Source organism: Pseudoalteromonas sp. S558, from assembly GCF_005886635.1.
Taxonomy (GTDB): domain Bacteria; phylum Pseudomonadota; class Gammaproteobacteria; order Enterobacterales; family Alteromonadaceae; genus Pseudoalteromonas; species Pseudoalteromonas aliena.
Window position 1 is genome coordinate 18032 of record NZ_PNDU01000053.1, and the last position, 19080, is coordinate 37111.

Sequence of the window (19080 nt, forward strand, 5' to 3'; positions counted from 1 at the left end):
TACCTATTCTTTTTGTATGCTAGTGGTAGCCATAAGTTCATCATTAATTTCTTTCAAAAGCGCATATTTATTAATAGTGTGAATGTTTTTTTGTTTATCTGTAATTTCAATATAATCATCTTTTTTACCACCAAAGCGACGAGCTAGATTTTCTATATCATTAGGTGTTAATTTTGGGGGCTTAAGAGACAAATGTTGTATTACCTATATTCATTAGTTTTATTTTGAGATTTTAACGTTTTCAATGTGTACTATACAATATAGCTGCTTAAACTAGTAAAGTATTTTAAATAAAAGGTCTTCTGTGCATAAACTTAACATAACAGGATTGGACGCTGCCGCTAGTGAAATAAAATTAGCTGCCAGTTATGCTATTTTGGCTCCCTTTGATAACTTAGCAATAGAGTTTGCGCTACAGTCTGTTGATGTTAGTGGCAAAAATGATGTGTTTATTGTTTCTTCTCAAATAGAGTCCTTTTATGAATCGCCTTTTTCAGATGCACTTTTTGACGTTTATGATCAAGGGCGGGTGCATTCTTTTTCGTTTACTAAAGAAATGACTGATTGGGGAGTAAAGCGTATCAGTCGCGGAGTAATTAAAGAGCTAGGCGCATATAAAAGCATAGAGAACGCCTTAGTGTTTCTTCATTTTAATACAAAGCAATTACACGACTTTGATGATGCCCAACTGACGCAGATCATTACTAAATACAATGTATTTTTAAACACTGTAAATACGAGTTTACTCTTTTTAATATCTGGCCCAGAAGTTGTTAACTTAAGGTTTTTAGTTCGACGTTTAAATAAGTTATTTAGCGGTATTGTTTTTATTGATAATGATGCTGCAGTGCGTGTACTTGAATACGATTATTGGAGCCACAGCACTGGCGTAATTGCGGATAAGCAATACCAGCTAACTTTGCAAAATAATCAATATGTTGTGCAAGAAAATAAAATTGCAGAAAATACCTTTAATAACAACCATTTTAATGATGAAAGTGATGTGTGGCTAGTCCAAAGCTCGGTTCCTGAGGGCACCAAATTGCCGGCTCATTATCGTACTGTGAAAGAAAATAATGATTTATTTAATAGAGGTCCTCGGCTTAAGGCGGCGACATTAGTTTTTTCTGTAACCCGATATACAGATTTAGCATTATTGGCTAAGCAGTGTTTTGAGCTTAGAAAAAACTGTGGTCGCTGGTTGAAACTTGTTATCCAAAATGTTGATGGAATTATTCGCCATCAAGATGAATGCTTATTTTTAACACTCGGTGTGAACTTAATTTTATATAGTTTTTCAGAACCATCGCGGTTGCTATCACAAATTCAATCAATTCAAGGCTTTAAATTTTCAAGGCCATTGCCGCCTTCGGTTGATGATGTTTTGCAATACACAGAAAATACCTTTTCGAAAGGTTACTTGCCGTTTATCGACTTTACTAATCAGGTAGAAAAACACAGTGATTCTGCAGTTAATTTAGGTGTTAGTGGTGTGTTAGTCATACTTGAGTTACTACCTCGCATTGATCCTATTCATCCTCTTCACTTATTTCATATTAAGCGTGAAGGGGATGTATTTAGCGTAGTAGACAATAAGGTTTATCTCTATTTGCATGCATGTAGGGAAAATGATGTAACCAATGCAATTAACCATTTATTTAAATTACAAACGAGTGATTTTTTTTCTCGACAAAACATCATTTCAGATCACTTTTATATACAACAAGAATGTAAGCAGTTACGTCGTTTTTATAAAGATAAACAGATAGATGATTTTACAAAGCAGCTTAAAGAAAATGAAGACTATAAATTTGTGCCCGATGTAACAAAAAACCTAAATATTGATATTTCAACGCCTGAATTGCTGACTGAAACACGCCCAGATGCAATACCTTTTGTTATGAAGATGAAGGAGCAATAAAGTGAGCTTAAATCAATTTTTAATCACCGGTTTTATTGCGCTTATTCTGGGGGTTTTATTATGCTTAATGAGCACTTATGTTTTAGACAAATTAAAAAAATATTTTTATAAAGTCACATTTAAACACGAAGTTTTAGAGCCCTATACACCAACAAAAAATAAAAAGGAAAACAATTGAAACTCTCAGGCTTAGGGGTGTGGAACCTTTATTTTTTAGTAAAATTTGCATTGTTTTATTACGGGGCGATTAGTTTTGATTTTTTAAGTAACACTGCATTTGCTGCTTTTTTAACAATACATTTCAAAAATGTACGAATAGAAAAGTTAAAGCATCTGAGCGCTGTAATACTCGGCGTTATATTACTTTATAAAGATTCTTGGCTACCGCCAATAAATCGGCTTGTTAAACAGGCTGATAACATCCAAGATTTTAATGCTAGTTATTTTGTAGAGTTAGTTGGGCGAGTAATAAATGTAGATATGTTACTTGGATTATTTATTATCATCGTTTTTTTCTGGTATAGCTCACAATGGATCCGATTTACGACTGTGACGGTTATTGGTCTAACCTTTATTGGGTGGAGTCATTACAAAGCAGCTCAGCAACCGGAAATAACTCAGGGTTTAGCTGTAAAAAAGAGTGAAAATATACTCGCAGACCCTGCAATTGTAACGACAGAAAAAAAGTCACCCGATCAACAATTAAGTGATTTTTATCAACAACAACGTCTACTCATGAGCCAGTTTCCTCAACAGGTAGAAGGCGATTTATTTGATGTTATTGTTTTAAATATTTGCTCTATGGCTGTCGATGATTTGAATACAATCGATGTTAGCTTAGCCACTATGTATAAAGATTTTGATATTGTTTTTTCAGATTTTAATTCTGCAACGTCATACAGTGGTCCTGCAGCGATAAGACTTTTGAGGGCTAGTTGTGGGCAAACAAGTCAAGAAGCCTTATTTAACGACACACCTGAGCAATGCTACTTATTTAAAAACTTAGAAAAACTTGGCTACCAACATAATGTAGTAATGAATCATGATGGTCATTTTGATGAATTTAAAGGTTTAATAAATAAATACGGCGGTTTGACTAGTAAACCGTTTAATATCGATGCTATGCCTATTGCTCAATATGGCTTTGATAATAGCCCTATTTATTCTGATGGGGCAGTGTTGAATGGTTGGCTGGATAATGATGCAAAAGATTGCAAGCCTTGTGCTATGTACTACAACACAACAAGCTTACATGATGGGAATCAGTTTGCTAATAGCGCTCGCATGAATAGTCAGCAAAGTTACCCACAGAGGCACGCTAATTTATTTGCTGATATTAATAGTTTTATTAAAAATTTAGAAAAGCGCGGTCGAAATGTAATGCTAATGGTAGTACCTGAACATGGTGCTGCGTTAAAAGGTGATAAGGTGCAGTTTGCAGGTTTGCGCGAAATACCAAGCCCTGCCATTGTGTCTGTACCAGTGGCCATTAAGTTTATTGGCCCTAATGTTCAACCTTACTCGCAGATAGTAATCGATGACTCAACGAGTTATTTTGCTCTTTCGGAGCTGGTAAGCAAAACGCTTCAAACAGACATTTTTGGTGGAAATAATAGCACCGCTAACTTAGTTGAGAACCTGCCGAAAGCCCCAAAAGTGGCTGAAAACGCAGATACTATTATGATGTATGTTAACAAGCGACCTTATATACAGTTAGATGGCGGTGATTGGTCAGTATACCCACAAAGTAATTGATTTTTTATAGGAATATTGAGTGCAGCGGGTTATGTATTTTAACGCTCAGCTTTGTCCAAAAATGTTTACAATAAGCTACCTTCTCAAAGCGACTTAGCGTATTATTCTGCCAATATGGTTTTTCCTACTTTGGGGATGTATGCGTCTAGATATTCACTGTGCTGACAGAATTGGTATTGCTCAAGAAATCCTTAATATTTTAGTTAACTATGGTGTTGATTTAAAAGGTATTGAAGTCGATTCAGTTAACTGTCGTATGTATGTAAGTTTTCCCGAGATTGAATTTGAGCAATTTCAAAAAATCATGCCATCTATTCGTTTAATCGACGGTGTGCATGATGTACGTACAACTGCTTTTTTACCTTCTGAGCGTGAACATAATGAGCTAAATACATTACTGCGCGCATTGCCTGATGGAGTTATTTCGATAGATGCCAAAGGGTGGGTACGCTTGTGTAACGATGCAGCGTGTAAAGATTTACAGTTGCATGAAAAAGACGTTATTGGTGCAAATATTAATAATTTGCTCAAAGGGTTTAATTTTACTCGTTGGTTAGAGAGTAAAGAAGTACTAGGCCAAACTACGCGTGTAGAAGTGGCAGGTGAAGATTTTATTGCTGATATTTTACCAATTGCAGTTCCTCAAGGTAATGAAGGTGATGTGCTTGCTGGTGCGGTAATTAATATTAAATCACAGAGCCGTTTAGGTCAGCAAGTGAGTGCCTTTCGACGTTATGGACAAGAAAGTTTCGCCACTATTCATAACTTTAGTACCGCTATGCGTCGAGTTGTCCGTGAAGCACGCAAAATGTCACAATTAGAAGCCCCAATATTAATTACAGGTGAAACAGGAACAGGCAAAGAGCTGCTTGCTCGAGCTTGCCATTATGCTTCCAACCGATCTGTCAAACCTTTTATTGCTTTGTCGTGTGCATCGTTACCGGATGATGTCGCTGAATCTGAATTATTTGGTTATGCAGGTTATGAAGAAAACGCAGCACCAAAACGAGGTGTTTTAGAGCAGGCTGATGGTGGCACTGTGTTTTTGGATGAAGTGGGTGAAATGTCAACTCAACTACAAACTAAGCTACTGCGCTTTTTACAAGACGGTACCTTTAGAAAAGTAGGAGATGAGAACGAGGTTAAAGTAAACGTACGCATTATTGCAGCTACGCAAAAAGATTTACCGGCAATGGTACAAGAGGGTGTATTTAGAGAAGATTTATATTACAGAATAAATGTTCTAACGTTAGAAATTGCTCCGCTTAGAGATCGCAAAGCTGACGTGGGACCACTTGCAGAGCACTTTATACAAAAATATGCACAGCAAAATGGCCATCCCGTACCACTTTTATCTCAAGAATGTTTAAGCTTTTTACAAGAGTACCCGTGGCCTGGTAATGTTCGTCAATTAGAAAATGCAATTTACCGCGCTGTGTCATTACTCGATGATAGTGAGTTACGTGTAGAGCATTTACAGTTACCTACATTTACGCACGAGTTAGGGTATTTAGAGTCAGATTTTGAGGGCTCGCTTGACCAAGCGGTAAAACGATTTGAGGCAACATTGCTTCGCAAGCTCTATCCGGCTTATCCGAGCTCCCGCCAATTAGCAAAGCGTTTAGGGCTTAGCCATACCGCAGTTGCAAACAAATTACGTGACTATGGTATTAACCGTAAAACAGTAAAAGTTTAGCAAAATTAACGTATCACTTGATAATAATGAATGATATTTTTTTCAAAAACCTGTGATACACTCAAATTAACAACAAACTGGTAAGACCTCTCCTGTGAACTTATATATTCGACTGCTTTTATTGTTTTTTAAAATTAAGCGTAATCATCAGTATCAAGGTTTACTTGATACAGTAGATATTGATTACAAGGCATTACCAACAGATTGCGATATAAATTTGCATCTAACTAACTCTCGTTATTTAGCTATGATGGATTTATCACGCACGTGGATGACTGAGCGTGTTGGTTTGCTTAAGCAAATTTTGAAGCGCCGTTGGTTCCCTATCGTTAACGCAACGGCAATTACTTATATCCGTGATATTAAACCAATGCAGCGATACACCATTAGCACTAAGCTTGTAGGCTGGGATCATAAATACTTTTATATCGAGCAAAAGTTTCATTCCGCACGAGGCTTACATGCTATCGCTTATGTACGAGGTGTGTTTAAAAGCAAAAAAGGCGTTATAAGTGTAGAAGAAATGCTTGAAGTGGCGGGCTTTGAAGGTAAAACTCCAATTTTACCAACAGAAGTAATGCATTGGAAAGAAATGCTAGAACAGAAAAAAGTGAATAACCTACCTAAATAAAAAAAGGCCTTTCGGCCTTCAACACACATAGTAGATATAGCTAAGCATTGCTTAGCTATACCATATACTTTAAAAGTTATATTTAACACCAAACATAGCAACAACTGGGTCAAGCTCTACTGTTGAAGTTAATGCTTTAGCACCATTAGCATAGACCGTCGCGTCAGTATCAATATCCATAATCGACACCATTGCATGTAATCCCCAGTTTTCGTCAATTTTATAGTTAGCACCTACTTGTGCTACAAATCCAAATGAATCATCTAGTTTTACTTCTACGTTGTCAGTACCAAGTGTTGTTTTAAGCGCTTGTGACGGTTGTTCATCAAAAAACATTGTATAGTTTATGCCAACACCTACAAACGGTCTCAACGCGTAGCTTGTATCTAAAAAATGGTACTGGGCGATAAGTGAAGGTGGTAATTGTTTTATATCGGCAATTTTATTGCCAGCTAAACCGCCAGTGCCATTTACATCATGTGAGAAAGGAGTTGCTGCAATAAGCTCTAATACCCACTGATCGTTAAATGCGTAATCTATAGTAATACCAAGCTGAGTATCTGAATCACCTTTTAGGCCTAGAGTCGGCGCTTCATTGATTGTAGAGTTACTGTTATCAGGGTTTACGTTAATAGCGCCAACATTTACGCTAAAGTTAGCGTGTGCAGCTGGAGATAGTGCAAGTAAAGAAGTTAGTAATGCAATGCTCATTGTGGTTTTCATGTTGTTCTCCAAGAACTACTTTTTGATTGACGCTATTATTGCAGCCAAAAAAAATAAAAAATTGTTCTAGATCAAAGTTTCAAATATGTTTGAATGTTGTGAAATGGTTTCTTGATTTAGATTAATGTTAGCGTCAATTTTTTAAAGCAATGATTGACATAGGTAGATTGTGAATAGTCACAAGAATGTATCAGTGTTGACATCGATTAGTCATAATCTAGCGCTTTAATTAAGGCTCTTTAAGCGATTAAGAGTGTTTAATATGTCTTTAGCCATGATTGGAAAAATAAATAATAACAACGCCTTACATGTACAGGTCGTTGCGTATTTACAAACACTTATTCAGTTCGAATCAGTGACACCTAACCAAGCTGGTGCAATTGATTGGCTAAATGATCATTTAACTGAGCTAGGATTTAGTTGTGAGCAGTTTAAAGTAAAAGGCGTGACCAATTTGATTGCACATATTGATTTCGCACCTGGCCCTTGCGTTGCATTTTCTGGGCATATTGATGTAGTACCGGCTGCAACGGGCAATTGGTTAAGTCCGCCTTTTACAGGACGTATTTTAAACGGTGCCGTTTATGGTAGGGGCTCTGCGGACATGAAAGGCGGTGTTGCCGCTATGCTCAGTGCAACAAAAAGCTTAATAAATAGTAATAAAAAGAAAATCGGTTCGCTTTATTGGCTTGTTACCTCTGATGAAGAGGGGGAGGCTGAATTTGGCTCTCAGGAAATAGCCTATAGGCTTGCTAAGCGAGGAGTTATTTTGGATGGTTGTATAGTTGGAGAGCCGACAAGCCATTTGCATGTGGGTGATACGATTAAAAATGGTCGACGTGGAGCATTGTCTGCGCGTATTGTTGTTAATGGTAAAGCAGGTCATGTTGCCTATCCAGAACACACAGTTAATGCGGCGCACATTGGGGCTAAAATAGTTAATCTATTAAGTACACAAACGTGGGATCTTGATGAGACAAGTTCAAAAACGACTTTGCAAGTAACCGGAATTAATATCAAAAATGTGGTTGATAATTTAGTGCCGAGTAACTGCGAAATTACATTTAACGTGCGTTATAGTCATGGTTACAATAGCGATGTAGTTAAATCGCGTGTTACTCAGGCTCTGAATAAGTTTGCGGCTTATTACAGTATTGAGTGGCAACGCCCTTGTGAACCTTATTATACCAGTGCAGCTAAGGATTGGAGTTTACTCTCACATATAGAACACGCTATTTATCAACAAACGGGAAGTTACCCTTTATTAAGTACAAGTGGCGGGACTTCTGACGGCCGATTTTTTGCAAATAACCACACTCAAGTGATTGAGTGTGGTGTGCGTAATCATACAATTCACCAAGTAAATGAAAACGTGCCTATTGAGGATTTATTGAAGATAAACGCTATTTATACTTCGCTACTTAAAAGTATATTTATCAATTTGAGGGATTAAACCTGACGCTAACGGCGTTAAAATGTCTGCAGAGCAATGCTGGAGCAATTGCCGAGAATAATTAAATAACAAAAATTTTCTTTGTTAGCGACATAGTTTTACTCCCTCAAAATAGAGTATTTAATTAAGCGAATTGGTATTAAAAGCGATAGGGCCTATTCTTTTCCTAGATAGCGTTTTGCTTTATTTTCTTTTACATTTTCAAGATCGACTAACACTAAACCATCAATGCAATTATTAAAATCAGGGTCGATACTAAAGCTTAAAAATTGCACCCCGCCAGGCGTACAGAGCTCTGTATATTGTTTAAATAGCGTAGGAACTTGCGCGCCCATGTTGGCAAGTACATGTTTAAGTTCTACAAAGTCTTCTTTTATATCGCTGTCCGTAAATACGGTTTGGCATTGTGTTAGTTGTTGATCACTTAGTTTAAATTCGTTATTTGGCGTAGCAAGTATTTGATTGCTCTTATAATAATGCTGATAGTAATAAACCAACATCGCTTTAGCTTGTTCGGGTAAGGCATTAGAGACGGTCACCGCGCCAAATAAATAACGGTATTGTGGGTAGTTTTTTACAAAAGCGCCAATCCCATACCATAAATAATCAAGGCTTTTACGCCCCCAATATTTAGGTTGGACAAAACTGCGACCTAATTCAATTCCTTGTTGCAAATAGGGCGCCATTGCATCGGTATAAGTAAACAAGCTAGCGGTATAGAGGCCTTCTCGTCCGTGCTTTTTGATTATGTCTGCTGCGCAAGCTAAACGGTAGGCACCGACTAACTCTAGCTGGGAAGGATCCCATAGCACAAGGTGTTGATAATCCATATCAAACTTATCTATATCACGGCGTTTTCCGCTGCCTTCACCTACCGCTCTAAATGCGATTTCTCTAAGGCGACCCAACTCTCTAAAAACCGGCGAACTACCTATATATTGATAAAGGTGTATATGCATACCGTCTTGTGTTTTACCAAGTAGTTGGCATTGATCAATTGCTTTTTTGAGCTCTTTTCTGCACTCAGGGACTGCAATAGGCATTTGTGTTTTTAGCGGCAGAGGTTTTTTACTGGTAAGCCTGTAAAGTTGTTTTCGGATAAGGTTTACTACTTCTTTGTCTTTTAGGTTTTCTATTAAATAAGACTCAGGAGGAATAGAAGCACCAATTTCAAACTCTAAAGATTTTTGACGTTGCTTAAACATTTCTTTGACTAACAATAGGCTTGCTAGAGGTTTGTAGATCATTGAAGTGCCATAAAATAGAGGGCTATTTTTAGCTTTAATAAATACAGGTAAAATAGGGCAGTTAGCTTTTTTCGCCATACGTAAAAAGCCGCTGTTCCATTTACAGTCTTTTATTCCGGTCGGGCTCAAACGCGACACTTCGCCTGCAGGGAATATTAATAATGCTCCTTCACTCTTTAGGTGTTGATGAATATTATGCAGTTCTATTTTTTTAGTCATTCCGGATAAGTTATCAACGGGTAATAAGAGTTCATGCATGGGAGTGACTGACATTAACATACGGTTCGCCACGACCTTTAAGTCTTGCCTCACCGTTGAAAGGACCTTAATTAACGCCAATGCATCTAGCGATCCAATTGGATGATTTGCAACAATAACCAATTTACCCTCATTAGGTATATGCTCAATCTGTTTTGGTTTGTAGCGGGTGTCAAAATCAAGTTCGTCAAGTACCTGCTCTACAAACTCTAATCCTTGTAAGTGAGGGTAGGCATCACCAAATGCAACAAATTCTTGCTCATGTAATAAGTATCCAAGTCCTTTTTTTACTAAACCGGTTACTTTTGGTGAGTTTTTTAGTTGCGGTAAGTTTGCTGCTATTACTTTATCAATACTAATCATATTAACCTCTAAAACGCATTGGTATATTTGCCTTTGAGATAGAGTAAAAAAAGGGTGTGACAATTACTTTGCAATTGTGTGACTTTTTGAAGTGCGAATAAGACAAAGCAAAGGCATAATTAGGCGCATATTCATTTGATCAACAATTTTATTGGGGGATGTATGTCGGTATTAATTGCGATTACAGGGCGGGATAACACAAAATTAATGGCGCAGTTGCAAGCTCGTTTACCAACATTGCGTATTGAGCAATGGCCAGAATGCCAAAATTTGAATGACGTAGATTTTGTACTTGCTTGGAAAGCACCTCAGGCAATGTGGGCGCAATTACCAAATTTAAAAGTTGTTTCATCATTTGGTGCTGGAGTTGATAGCATTGATTTAACGCAGTTGCCAGAGCATATTAATGTTGTACGCATTGTTGATGAACAACTCGCTGAGGATATGGCCGAATATGTACTTACCCATGTACTAGCGCAAAAATTACGTTTAAAAGACTATTTTATTAAGCAAAGCCAGCAAAGCTGGAAACCAAAGCGTGCCTATAATTATAAACACGTTGGTATACTCGGCTACGGGGAGCTTGGCAAAGCATGCGCTAAAAAACTAATTAAAAATGGGTTTGATGTAAGTGCATGGGCACAAAGTCACAAGGAGGATGCTGATGTAAACATACATTGTACCCAGCACGGACTTGATGAAATGCTTAAAAATACCGATTACCTAGTATGTTTACTGCCACTTACAAAGATGACCTCAGGTATTATTAATCATGAATTAATAGCTAAGCTGCCAGCACATGCTGTTGTAATAAATGTAGCGCGAGGACAACACGTTGTTGAACAAGACTTATTAAGTGCATTAGATAATGAAATGTTACGTGCGGCTACGCTTGATGTTTTTGACCAAGAACCGCTAAATGATGAGCATCCATTTTGGCAGCACCCTAAAATCACGTTAACGCCACATTGTGCAGCATTGTCAGATTTAAACAGTGTTACAGAGCAAATAGCCGATAATATTGAACTATTCATAAAGGGAGCTAAGCTTAATAACCAAGTAAATAGAAAGAAGGGTTATTAAGTTATAACCAAATAGTTAAAAAAACAGCTTGTTAACACATGTAATTTTCATTAGTGTTGGAAGCTATTCTTACTAATAAAAATTATAAATGGGGTATTATGAAATCAAAACAAAGCGGTGTTAAATTAAGCTTAATTATAATCTCTATCATTATTTTAGGTGTTTCTGCGTGGTTCAATCAGGCAAATGCACAAGAAATTTCTGCAGATATAAATGATAGCATCGCATTAGCTGAGTATAATTAATCCCCAAAAAATGTGTTGCCAGAAGAGTTATTTTAAAGTAATTCTTCTTACTCACCTTCATCATATAAACCTGTAAAAATAGTATAACGCGCAAGCGGATATTGTTGTTTGCATACAATAACTAAATTTTATTACGAATTAAATCACGTACTATAAACCGAGCTGGATGAATAGCCTGACTGACACGTTCGCTTAATGGGCGAGGCTCATTATTTAAGCAACTGATAAGATGTTCAGCACTTAACGGTGCGCTGCATAAAGCACGTGCCCCAAATCCTGTAAAAATATGCAAACCTTGCTGTGGTTTTTTTAGTGGTTCATATTGATAACGCTTGCCCAAGCGTAAATTAGCAAAAGCCTGTGTGTAATCGCTTTGCTCGCACCATTGCCCTGTCATTGGTAGGTGGTCAATAAACGTGCAGCGTACGGCAGCTTTTGCTGATGTGATACTACCGAGTGTTGTTGCAAACTCACTTTGCTTATAAAAATTAAGAAGCTGCTCTTGATTTAATTGATTGTCATGGGCTGTAACTTGACGGCTTTTAGTGTTTTTTTCAAATGTGGCCCCCATACAGTGATGATCTAAATAAGCAGGGGTAAAATAGCCTTTATGGCATAGCACTGTTTTAAGTTTGTTTGACTGTTCACTGGCCTGAACGTGCGAAACTTGACCTCGTACGCCTACAATTGGCAATGCTTTTGTTTGCTCAAATGCATCACTGTGTTCACCAGCACAAATAATGATATCGCTAAAGGGGCCTAGCTGCTCTGTATTGGTTAATAAAAACCAGCCATCCTCGGTTTTTTTAAGCTGTTTAATATCGCAGTTAAATGTACTTTTAAATGGCGTTAAGCTATTTGCTGCGTTTAGCATGGCATTGACCAACTGTGGGGGATTTACCCAGCCACCTTGTTCAAAAAACACGCCTGAATAACCTGTCGTTACACCGGCTATTTCATCGCCTTGCTCAGCGGTCACATTACGCATTAACTGGGTTGGCCACAGTTGCTTTTGTGCTAAATTCTCATGCTTATCGGCGAGAGGTTGTTTGACTGCATGCTGTAGTACGCCACACCAATCATGATCAAAACTAAAACCATTAGTGAGTAATTCGCTATATATGCGCTTTGCGTATAAAAAGCTATGTGCAAACAATTCACTGTGCGGCGAGTTTTTAGCTTGTAGGTGAGGGTAAATAGCACCTTGTACATTGTGTGATGCCCCCATTGCGGGTTGTTCATCTTGGCAAAATAACTGGCTTACTATACCGCGCTTAGCCAAACTATATAAAATGCAGCTACTGGCAATACCACCGCCAATAACAGCTACATTTTTTAAAGCGCTGCTATCTTGATGAAAATATGCAGGAGCTGATTGAGCATCATTTACGCACTCAAATTGGCCAATAAGCATATCCCTTTTTTGACCAAACCCGTTGGTTTTTGTTGTGTTGAAACCGGCTTCAATTAAACCTCGACGAACAAAGCCAGCTGCAGTAAATGTTGATAAAGTTGCATTCGCTCTTGAAATATTAGCCATCGAGTCAAATAAATTTTGTTGCCACATATCAGGGTTTTTACTTGGCGCAAAGCCATCTAAATACCAAGCATCTACAATGCCCGTTTGCGAAAAACTCATTGCATTTATTGATTCAAGCGCATCGCCAAAATATAAATCGAGTATTACACGGCCTTTTTCAAACTCTAGCCTATGGCATCCTGCTAAGTTAATTGGGTAGCGTTTTATTAATTGATCGCTAAATGAGCTTAGCGAAGGCCATGCTTTTAGTGCTTGGTTTAGATCATTTATTTGCAGAGGGTATTTTTCAAATGAAATAAAGTGTAAGCGTTTAACATCTTTATCTAATTGATTTTGAACTTGTTGACGTGCAAGATGGTCAGTAAAGCGTTGCCATGTATTTAAAAAGTTTAAGCCAGTACCAAAACCGGTTTCGGCTATAACAAAATGTGGTTGGTCATGATTTTGTAATCGTGCATCTATATTATTTTTCTCATAAAACACATAATGTGATTCAGCTAAACCATCGTCATTAGAAAAATAAATATCACTGAAGTCATTAGCGAAAGGTGTGCCTAAATCATTAAAGTGTATATGTGCGTTTTTAATCATGAGTTTAAATTTATAGAGTCTATTTTTTAATTATTTTACGGGTTTTCTTTGAAATAGTCTGGCGTTATTTATAAGCTAGCGGTTCAGAGTACAAGTGTACGCTAGAAAGCTGACCACTTAGATGACTAAATTCGCGTAAAATAGAATGCAATTGAGTATTAAGCTAAGGGAATTACCCATGAGAAGAGCTGTAATTACAGGTATCGGTGTTGTATCAAGTATCGGTAACAATAAAGAAGAAGTACTAGAATCGTTAAAAGCAGGTAAGAGCGGTATCGCTTTTAACCAAGAATTTGCCGATTATAAGTTACGCAGTAACGTATCGGGCAAAATTGATATTGACGTTAAAGAACATGTTGACCGTAAAGCGATGCGCTTTATGGGCGATGCTGCTGCTTACTCTTATATTTCGATGACGCAAGCAATTGAAGATTCAGGTTTATCTGACGAGCAAGTATCGAATGAACGCACGGGTATTATTGTTGGCTCTGGCGGCGGCTCGTCTAAATGGCAAGTAGAAGCGGCTGATATTTTACGCGAAAAAGGCGTAAAACGAGTTGGTCCTTATATGGTGCCGCGTACTATGGCAAGTACAACATCGGCTTGTTTAGCAACACCATTTAAAATTAAAGGTGTTAACTATTCGATTAGTTCTGCATGTGCTACTTCTGCGCATTGTATTGGTAATGCAGTAGAGCAAATTCAGCTTGGTAAGCAAGACGTGGTATTTGCTGGTGGCGGTGAAGAGCTGCATTGGACACTGGCAATGGAATTTGACGCTATGGGCGCACTTTCTACTAAGTACAATGAAACACCCGAAAAAGCCTCTCGCACATATGATGCAAATCGCGATGGTTTTGTTATCTCTGGCGGCGGCGGTATCGTTGTTGTTGAAGAACTAGAACATGCACTTGCACGTGGCGCGCATATTTACGGCGAAATTGTTGGTTACGGTGCAACATCAGATGGCTACGACATGGTTGCTCCATCAGGTGAAGGTGCAGCACGTTGTATGCGCCAAGCTATGCAAAATGTAGACAGCATTGATTACTTAAATACGCACGGTACATCTACTCCTGTTGGTGATGTTAAAGAGCTAGGTGCGATTCAAGAAGTGTTTGGTGGTAAGTCGCCAATGATCAGTGCAACAAAAGCAATGACGGGGCACGCCCTTGGTGCTGCTGGTGTTCATGAAGCTATTTTCTCTTTATTGATGTTAGAGCACAGCTTTGTTGCGCCTTCCATTAATATTGATGAGTTAGACGAGCAAGCAGCAGGGTTAGATATTATTACTGAACGTCGTGACGTTGAGCTAAATACTGTAATGTCTAATAGCTTTGGCTTTGGTGGTACAAACGCCACTTTAGTAATGAGCAAATATAAAGGTTAATTAGTTTTTACTAAATACCTTGAAGCCGAGCATTGCTCGGCTTTTTAGTTTGTGTAAAGCCTAGGTTGTTCGTTACAATGGAGGCCTCAAAAGCTAAACGGATGCAGTAATGAAAATTCTTGCCGATCAAAATATGCCTTTAGTTGAGCAGTACTTTGCAGACTTTGGTGAGGTTGAGCGTTTTGATGGTCGTAAATTGACCCCTGAACAGCTCGTAGATGTAGATGTATTACTTACTCGTTCAGTGACTCGTGTTAATCATGAACTATTAGCACAGGCAAATAAATTAAGCTTTGTGGGCACTGCTACAATTGGCATTGACCATATTGATACGCAATTACTGAATAATAAAAATATTGCTTTTAGCAGTGCGCCTGGTTGTAATGCTATTGCCGTAGCAGAGTATGTCATTAGCAGTTTATTTGCTCTAAGCCAAGAGAATGCGCGCCCATTAAGCGGCCAAACTATTGGTATAGTGGGTGTAGGTAATATCGGCAACTGTTTAGCGCAAAAATTAAAAGCATTAAATGTAGACGTAATTTTGTGCGATCCAATCAAGTATGAGCAAGGTTTATTAGAAAATCATGTAACGCTTGATGAGCTATTAGCGCAATCAGATATTGTAACTTTTCATGTTCCGCTAGTTAAAAGTGGCGAACATAAAACACTGCATATGATGAATAAAGCCCGCTTAAAAGCACTTAAACCAGGGCTTACGCTAATTAATGCAAGCCGAGGCGATGTAATTGATAATCAAGCATTGCTTGAGGTAATGCAAGCCGGAGCTGATCTAGATTTAGTGCTTGATGTATGGGAAAAAGAACCCAATATTTTAACTGAATTACTAGAGCATGTTCGTTATGCCAGTGTGCATATTGCAGGGCATACGCTGGAAGGAAAAGCACGAGGTACACAAATGCTGTATCAAAAATTGTGTGAACTCAAAAGCGTAGAGGCAAGTAAATCGCTTGATGACTTTTTACCCTTGCCAGTTATTACGAACGCAACGATTACGCAACATTTTAATGAGCAAGACATTGCCCGTTTGGTGCACTTAATTTATGACGTTCGTCGTGATGATGGAATCTTACTGCGTCATTTAGAAAATGATGGTTTTGATAGTTTACGCAAAAATTATCCAATAAGACGAGAGTTTAGTACTTTATCGCTACAAGGTGAGAGCCCACAACTTGCTGCACTTAGCCAACTTGGTTTTACCATAGCTAAATAATTATTAACTAACGGTGTTATTTTAATATCGTTTATAGAGGAAGAAATATGTCGCAAAAATATAACGTTGCCGTACTTGGCGCTACTGGTTTAGTAGGCCGTCAAATCATTGAAACGCTAGCGGATCGTAAGTTTCCAGTTGATCAGCTTTTTTTACTTGCTAGCAGCCGCAGCGCGGGTGAAGACATAAAGTTTCGTGGTGAGACCATTGAAGTACTTGACGTTGAAGGCTTTGATTTTAGCCAAGCGCATATAGGTTTGTTTTCTGCAGGTGGCAGTGTATCTGAAAAGTATGCACCGATTGCTGCTGATGCGGGGTGTATTGTAATAGATAATACATCGCACTTTAGAAATGATTTTGAAATCCCATTAGTAGTGCCCGAGGTTAACGCTTCAAGCCTAGCTGATTTTAGAAATCGCAATATTATTGCGAACCCTAACTGCTCAACGATTCAAATGATGTTAGCACTAAAACCAATCTATGATGCATACGGAATTGACCGCATTAATGTATCTACTTACCAAGCTGTATCAGGCGCAGGTAAAGAAGCGGTTGACGAACTTGCAAAGCAAACAGCAAATTTAATGAATGCACGCCCTATGGATAATAAAGTATTTCCAAAGCAAATAGCATTTAACGTGATACCTCAAATTGATAGCTTTGAAGAGAACGGCTATACACGTGAAGAAATGAAAATGGTGAACGAAACTCATAAAATTTTGGGTGACACAACTATTGCCATTAATCCTACGTGCGTACGTGTTCCTGTATTTTTTGGACATTCTGAATCAATTAATATTGAAACACGCATGCCTTACGACTTTGAGCACGTTAAGCAGTTATTAAAAGATGCGCCAGGTGTTGAGCTAATCGATGATGAAGGTGATTACCCAACAGCTGTTTCTGACGCTAGTGGTAACGATACTGTTTATATAGGCCGATTACGCGCTGATATTTCTCATCCTCATGGGTTGAACATGTGGGTTGTAAGTGACAACACGCGTAAAGGCGCTGCAACTAACAGTGTACAGATCGCTGAAGAACTTATTGCCAATTACTTATAATTTTTGAGTAAGCAAATTAAGCGGTAAACCACAGTTGTTTGCCGCTTTTAACACATCAAACCCGCCACTTTTTTGCCACTTGTGCTGTTAAACATATAAAGCTACTGATAAACCTCAATAAATTTATACTACAATGATGTTTTTAGACATTTATTTTCAATGTGTTGCGATGGATATTACGCCTCAACTGGTTTATAGTTTGTAATTGGAATAGAGCTTGCAGCAAAAATAGATTGTAATAACAAATATGAGTCAGTTATTTGGCTGATAGCAGCAAGAATAATCAATGTTTATGCGCCAACTTTTTTGGTACAACGTTAACATTTAAACATTAAAGGATCAGCATGCGCGGTTTAGCTACACTTATTTTATTAGCGTCTGCATTGATAGTAACGCCTATTTACTCTCAAGACAGTACCCAGTTAAAGGGGCCTAAAGGCGTTGACTATGGTGCGCAAGAGCGATCTATTGGGCCAATTAAACCAACGGATACTCTTTGGCGTATAGCAGCTAAAGTTCGTCCTGATAACTCTGTCAGCATCTATCAAGTGATGCAGGCTTTGTATAACAAAAACCCCAACTCATTCTTAGAACAAAACCTAAACCACATGCAAAGTGGTGCTTACCTAAAAATCCCTACTCTAGCTGAAATTAGAAATGTAAACACACAACTTGCTAAGCAGCGCTCTGAGCAAGACGATGCGTTATGGGAGAAAAAGAAAAATGGCACGCTTACGCAAACAGAAATTAACTCTGCACAAACTAAGGTAACTCAAGCTCGAAAAGTTGATGTAGATGATGCAAAAAAAGAATTACAAAAAGAAATAAAAGAGATTAAAACAGAACAGGCAACTAAATTAGTTGAACTACAACAACAGTTTAAAAGTTCTGTAAGTAATGTAGAAGAAATTCTCGTTGAAAATAATAATCTAAAAAAACAGCTAACGGGCATCTCTAAAGAACTTGAAAGTGTTCGCCTACAGCTAGGGCAAGACAGTGAGATTCAATTACAACTCAAAGAATTAATAGCTAAACAAAATGAAGTCCTGGCTCAGCAGAAATTAAACGAAGTTGTGCCAGAAACCGAAGCTGACACTGGAACATTATTATCTAACCCGCTTGTACTTGGTTTATTAATGTTTATTCCAGGCCTACTCGTTATTTTTGCAGTGGTTATGTTTTTGCGAAAAAGAGCCAATAACGAGGCCGATACAGAATCAGATGATGACTTTTTACCACAATCACCAAGCTATAGCAGTAATGATAACTTAGACACTGATACAGATAATGGGTCGGAAGTGCCTGATCCACTCGATGATTTAAGTGTTCAGCTAGATGATAGCTTAGAGAATGAGCTTTTATCTGGTGAAGATACCGCATTTGATGATTCATTAGATGATAATTTAGATGATTTTACAGATCAGGATAGCCTACTTGATCAAGGTGACCTTGAAAGTTTATTAAGTGATGACATTGTTTTTGATGATGAAAATACAGGGGATGATGAACTTGATATTTTCATGCAACAAGGTTTTGACAGCCCATCGGATGACAGCTTAGAAGAAGACATTGATTTAGATTTAGCTTCACAACCATCTAATAATGACGATATTTTAAGTAGTGATGAGCTAGATAGCTTATTTGACGAGGATGTAAGCTCATCTGAATTTGATGCACAGCCAAGTGGGATAGAAGACGATGATAGTTTAGATTCTCATGATGAAATAGCAGCATTTAGTGAAGAGCTTGCCGGTGATGATGACTTTGATATTGATGATTTATTAGAACAGACAAATGTGGGCTCTGAAGCTGCAACTGATTCGGTTGTGAAAGAAAATGACGACTTTGATTTAGACGATATCGATAGCTTAATTGATGAAGCGACGGAT

Annotated in this window: 16 protein-coding genes; 12 read left to right on the forward strand and 4 right to left on the reverse strand. The window is 38.0% G+C overall.

Annotated elements, in window-relative coordinates; translation table 11 throughout:
* Positions 1 to 3: 3 nt before the first annotated feature.
* The gene (gene bcsR, locus CWB66_RS03870; protein WP_138584401.1) at positions 4 to 201 is read right to left on the reverse strand and encodes a BcsR/BcsP family cellulose biosynthesis protein; all 198 of its coding nucleotides are present in this window, start codon (positions 199 to 201) and stop codon (positions 4 to 6) included.
* A 103-nt stretch (positions 202 to 304) separates the two neighbouring features.
* On the opposite strand from bcsR, the gene bcsE reads away from it, so the two are divergent.
* The 5 genes from bcsE (at position 305) to CWB66_RS03890 (ending at position 6003) form a co-directional block, all read left to right on the forward strand.
* Positions 305 to 1921: a cellulose biosynthesis protein BcsE gene (gene bcsE, locus CWB66_RS03875; RefSeq protein WP_138584402.1), complete on the forward strand. Its 1617-nt coding sequence runs from the start codon at positions 305 to 307 to the stop codon at positions 1919 to 1921.
* A gap of 1 nt (position 1922) precedes the next feature.
* On the forward strand, positions 1923 to 2099 hold the full coding sequence (locus CWB66_RS22195) for a hypothetical protein (RefSeq protein WP_171037458.1): 177 nt from the start codon (positions 1923 to 1925) through the stop codon (positions 2097 to 2099).
* A complete protein-coding gene (gene bcsG / locus CWB66_RS03880; protein WP_138584403.1) occupies positions 2096 to 3676 on the forward strand; it encodes a cellulose biosynthesis protein BcsG in 1581 nt (526 codons plus the stop codon). Before CWB66_RS22195 ends, bcsG begins: the two co-directional genes overlap by 4 nt.
* A 139-nt stretch (positions 3677 to 3815) precedes the next feature.
* Positions 3816 to 5372 (forward strand): transcriptional regulator TyrR, encoded by a 1557-nt coding sequence (tyrR, locus tag CWB66_RS03885; protein ID WP_077537372.1) that lies wholly within the window; start codon positions 3816 to 3818, stop codon positions 5370 to 5372.
* Between the two features lie 94 nt (positions 5373 to 5466).
* Positions 5467 to 6003 (forward strand): thioesterase family protein, encoded by a 537-nt coding sequence (locus tag CWB66_RS03890; protein WP_077537373.1) that lies wholly within the window; start codon positions 5467 to 5469, stop codon positions 6001 to 6003.
* Positions 6004 to 6072: 69 nt separating this feature from the next.
* Here the strand turns inward: CWB66_RS03890 and CWB66_RS03895 are convergent, their stop codons facing one another.
* A complete protein-coding gene (locus tag CWB66_RS03895; RefSeq protein ID WP_077537374.1) occupies positions 6073 to 6726 on the reverse strand; it encodes an OmpW/AlkL family protein in 654 nt (217 codons plus the stop codon).
* Between the two features lie 262 nt (positions 6727 to 6988).
* On the opposite strand from CWB66_RS03895, the gene dapE reads away from it, so the two are divergent.
* The gene (gene dapE, locus CWB66_RS03900) at positions 6989 to 8179 is read left to right on the forward strand and encodes a succinyl-diaminopimelate desuccinylase (RefSeq protein ID WP_138584404.1); all 1191 of its coding nucleotides are present in this window, start codon (positions 6989 to 6991) and stop codon (positions 8177 to 8179) included.
* A 155-nt stretch (positions 8180 to 8334) separates the two neighbouring features.
* Here the strand turns inward: dapE and olsF are convergent, their stop codons facing one another.
* Positions 8335 to 10047, reverse strand: a complete 1713-nt coding sequence (olsF, locus tag CWB66_RS03905; RefSeq protein WP_138584405.1) for a bifunctional ornithine lipid synthase OlsF — start codon at positions 10045 to 10047, stop codon at positions 8335 to 8337.
* Positions 10048 to 10209: 162 nt separating this feature from the next.
* Between olsF and CWB66_RS03910 the strand changes: the two genes are divergently transcribed.
* Together CWB66_RS03910 and CWB66_RS22200 are read left to right on the forward strand one after the other, a co-directional pair.
* Positions 10210 to 11130, forward strand: coding sequence for a 2-hydroxyacid dehydrogenase (locus CWB66_RS03910; protein ID WP_077537377.1), 921 nt, complete (start codon positions 10210 to 10212; stop codon positions 11128 to 11130).
* 98 nt (positions 11131 to 11228) lie between these two features.
* Complete coding sequence (locus CWB66_RS22200; protein WP_171037459.1) at positions 11229 to 11375, forward strand: hypothetical protein; 147 nt, start codon at positions 11229 to 11231, stop codon at positions 11373 to 11375.
* A gap of 121 nt (positions 11376 to 11496) precedes the next feature.
* Here the strand turns inward: CWB66_RS22200 and mnmC are convergent, their stop codons facing one another.
* Positions 11497 to 13506 (reverse strand): bifunctional tRNA (5-methylaminomethyl-2-thiouridine)(34)-methyltransferase MnmC2/FAD-dependent 5-carboxymethylaminomethyl-2-thiouridine(34) oxidoreductase MnmC1, encoded by a 2010-nt coding sequence (gene mnmC, locus CWB66_RS03915; protein ID WP_138584406.1) that lies wholly within the window; start codon positions 13504 to 13506, stop codon positions 11497 to 11499.
* 178 nt (positions 13507 to 13684) lie between these two features.
* On the opposite strand from mnmC, the gene fabB reads away from it, so the two are divergent.
* The 4 genes from fabB to CWB66_RS03935 all read left to right on the forward strand — a co-directional run.
* Positions 13685 to 14896, forward strand: a complete 1212-nt coding sequence (fabB, locus tag CWB66_RS03920) for a beta-ketoacyl-ACP synthase I (RefSeq protein ID WP_077537379.1) — start codon at positions 13685 to 13687, stop codon at positions 14894 to 14896.
* 109 nt (positions 14897 to 15005) lie between these two features.
* Positions 15006 to 16127 carry a 4-phosphoerythronate dehydrogenase gene (locus CWB66_RS03925; RefSeq protein WP_138584407.1) on the forward strand — a complete coding sequence of 374 codons (1122 nt, stop codon included), beginning with the start codon at positions 15006 to 15008 and terminating at the stop codon, positions 16125 to 16127.
* Between the two features lie 47 nt (positions 16128 to 16174).
* The gene (locus CWB66_RS03930) at positions 16175 to 17191 is read left to right on the forward strand and encodes an aspartate-semialdehyde dehydrogenase (RefSeq protein ID WP_077537381.1); all 1017 of its coding nucleotides are present in this window, start codon (positions 16175 to 16177) and stop codon (positions 17189 to 17191) included.
* Positions 17192 to 17535: 344 nt separating this feature from the next.
* Positions 17536 to 19080 (forward strand): FimV/HubP family polar landmark protein (locus CWB66_RS03935; RefSeq protein WP_289508496.1); only part of this gene is annotated, 1545 nt, incomplete at its 3' end.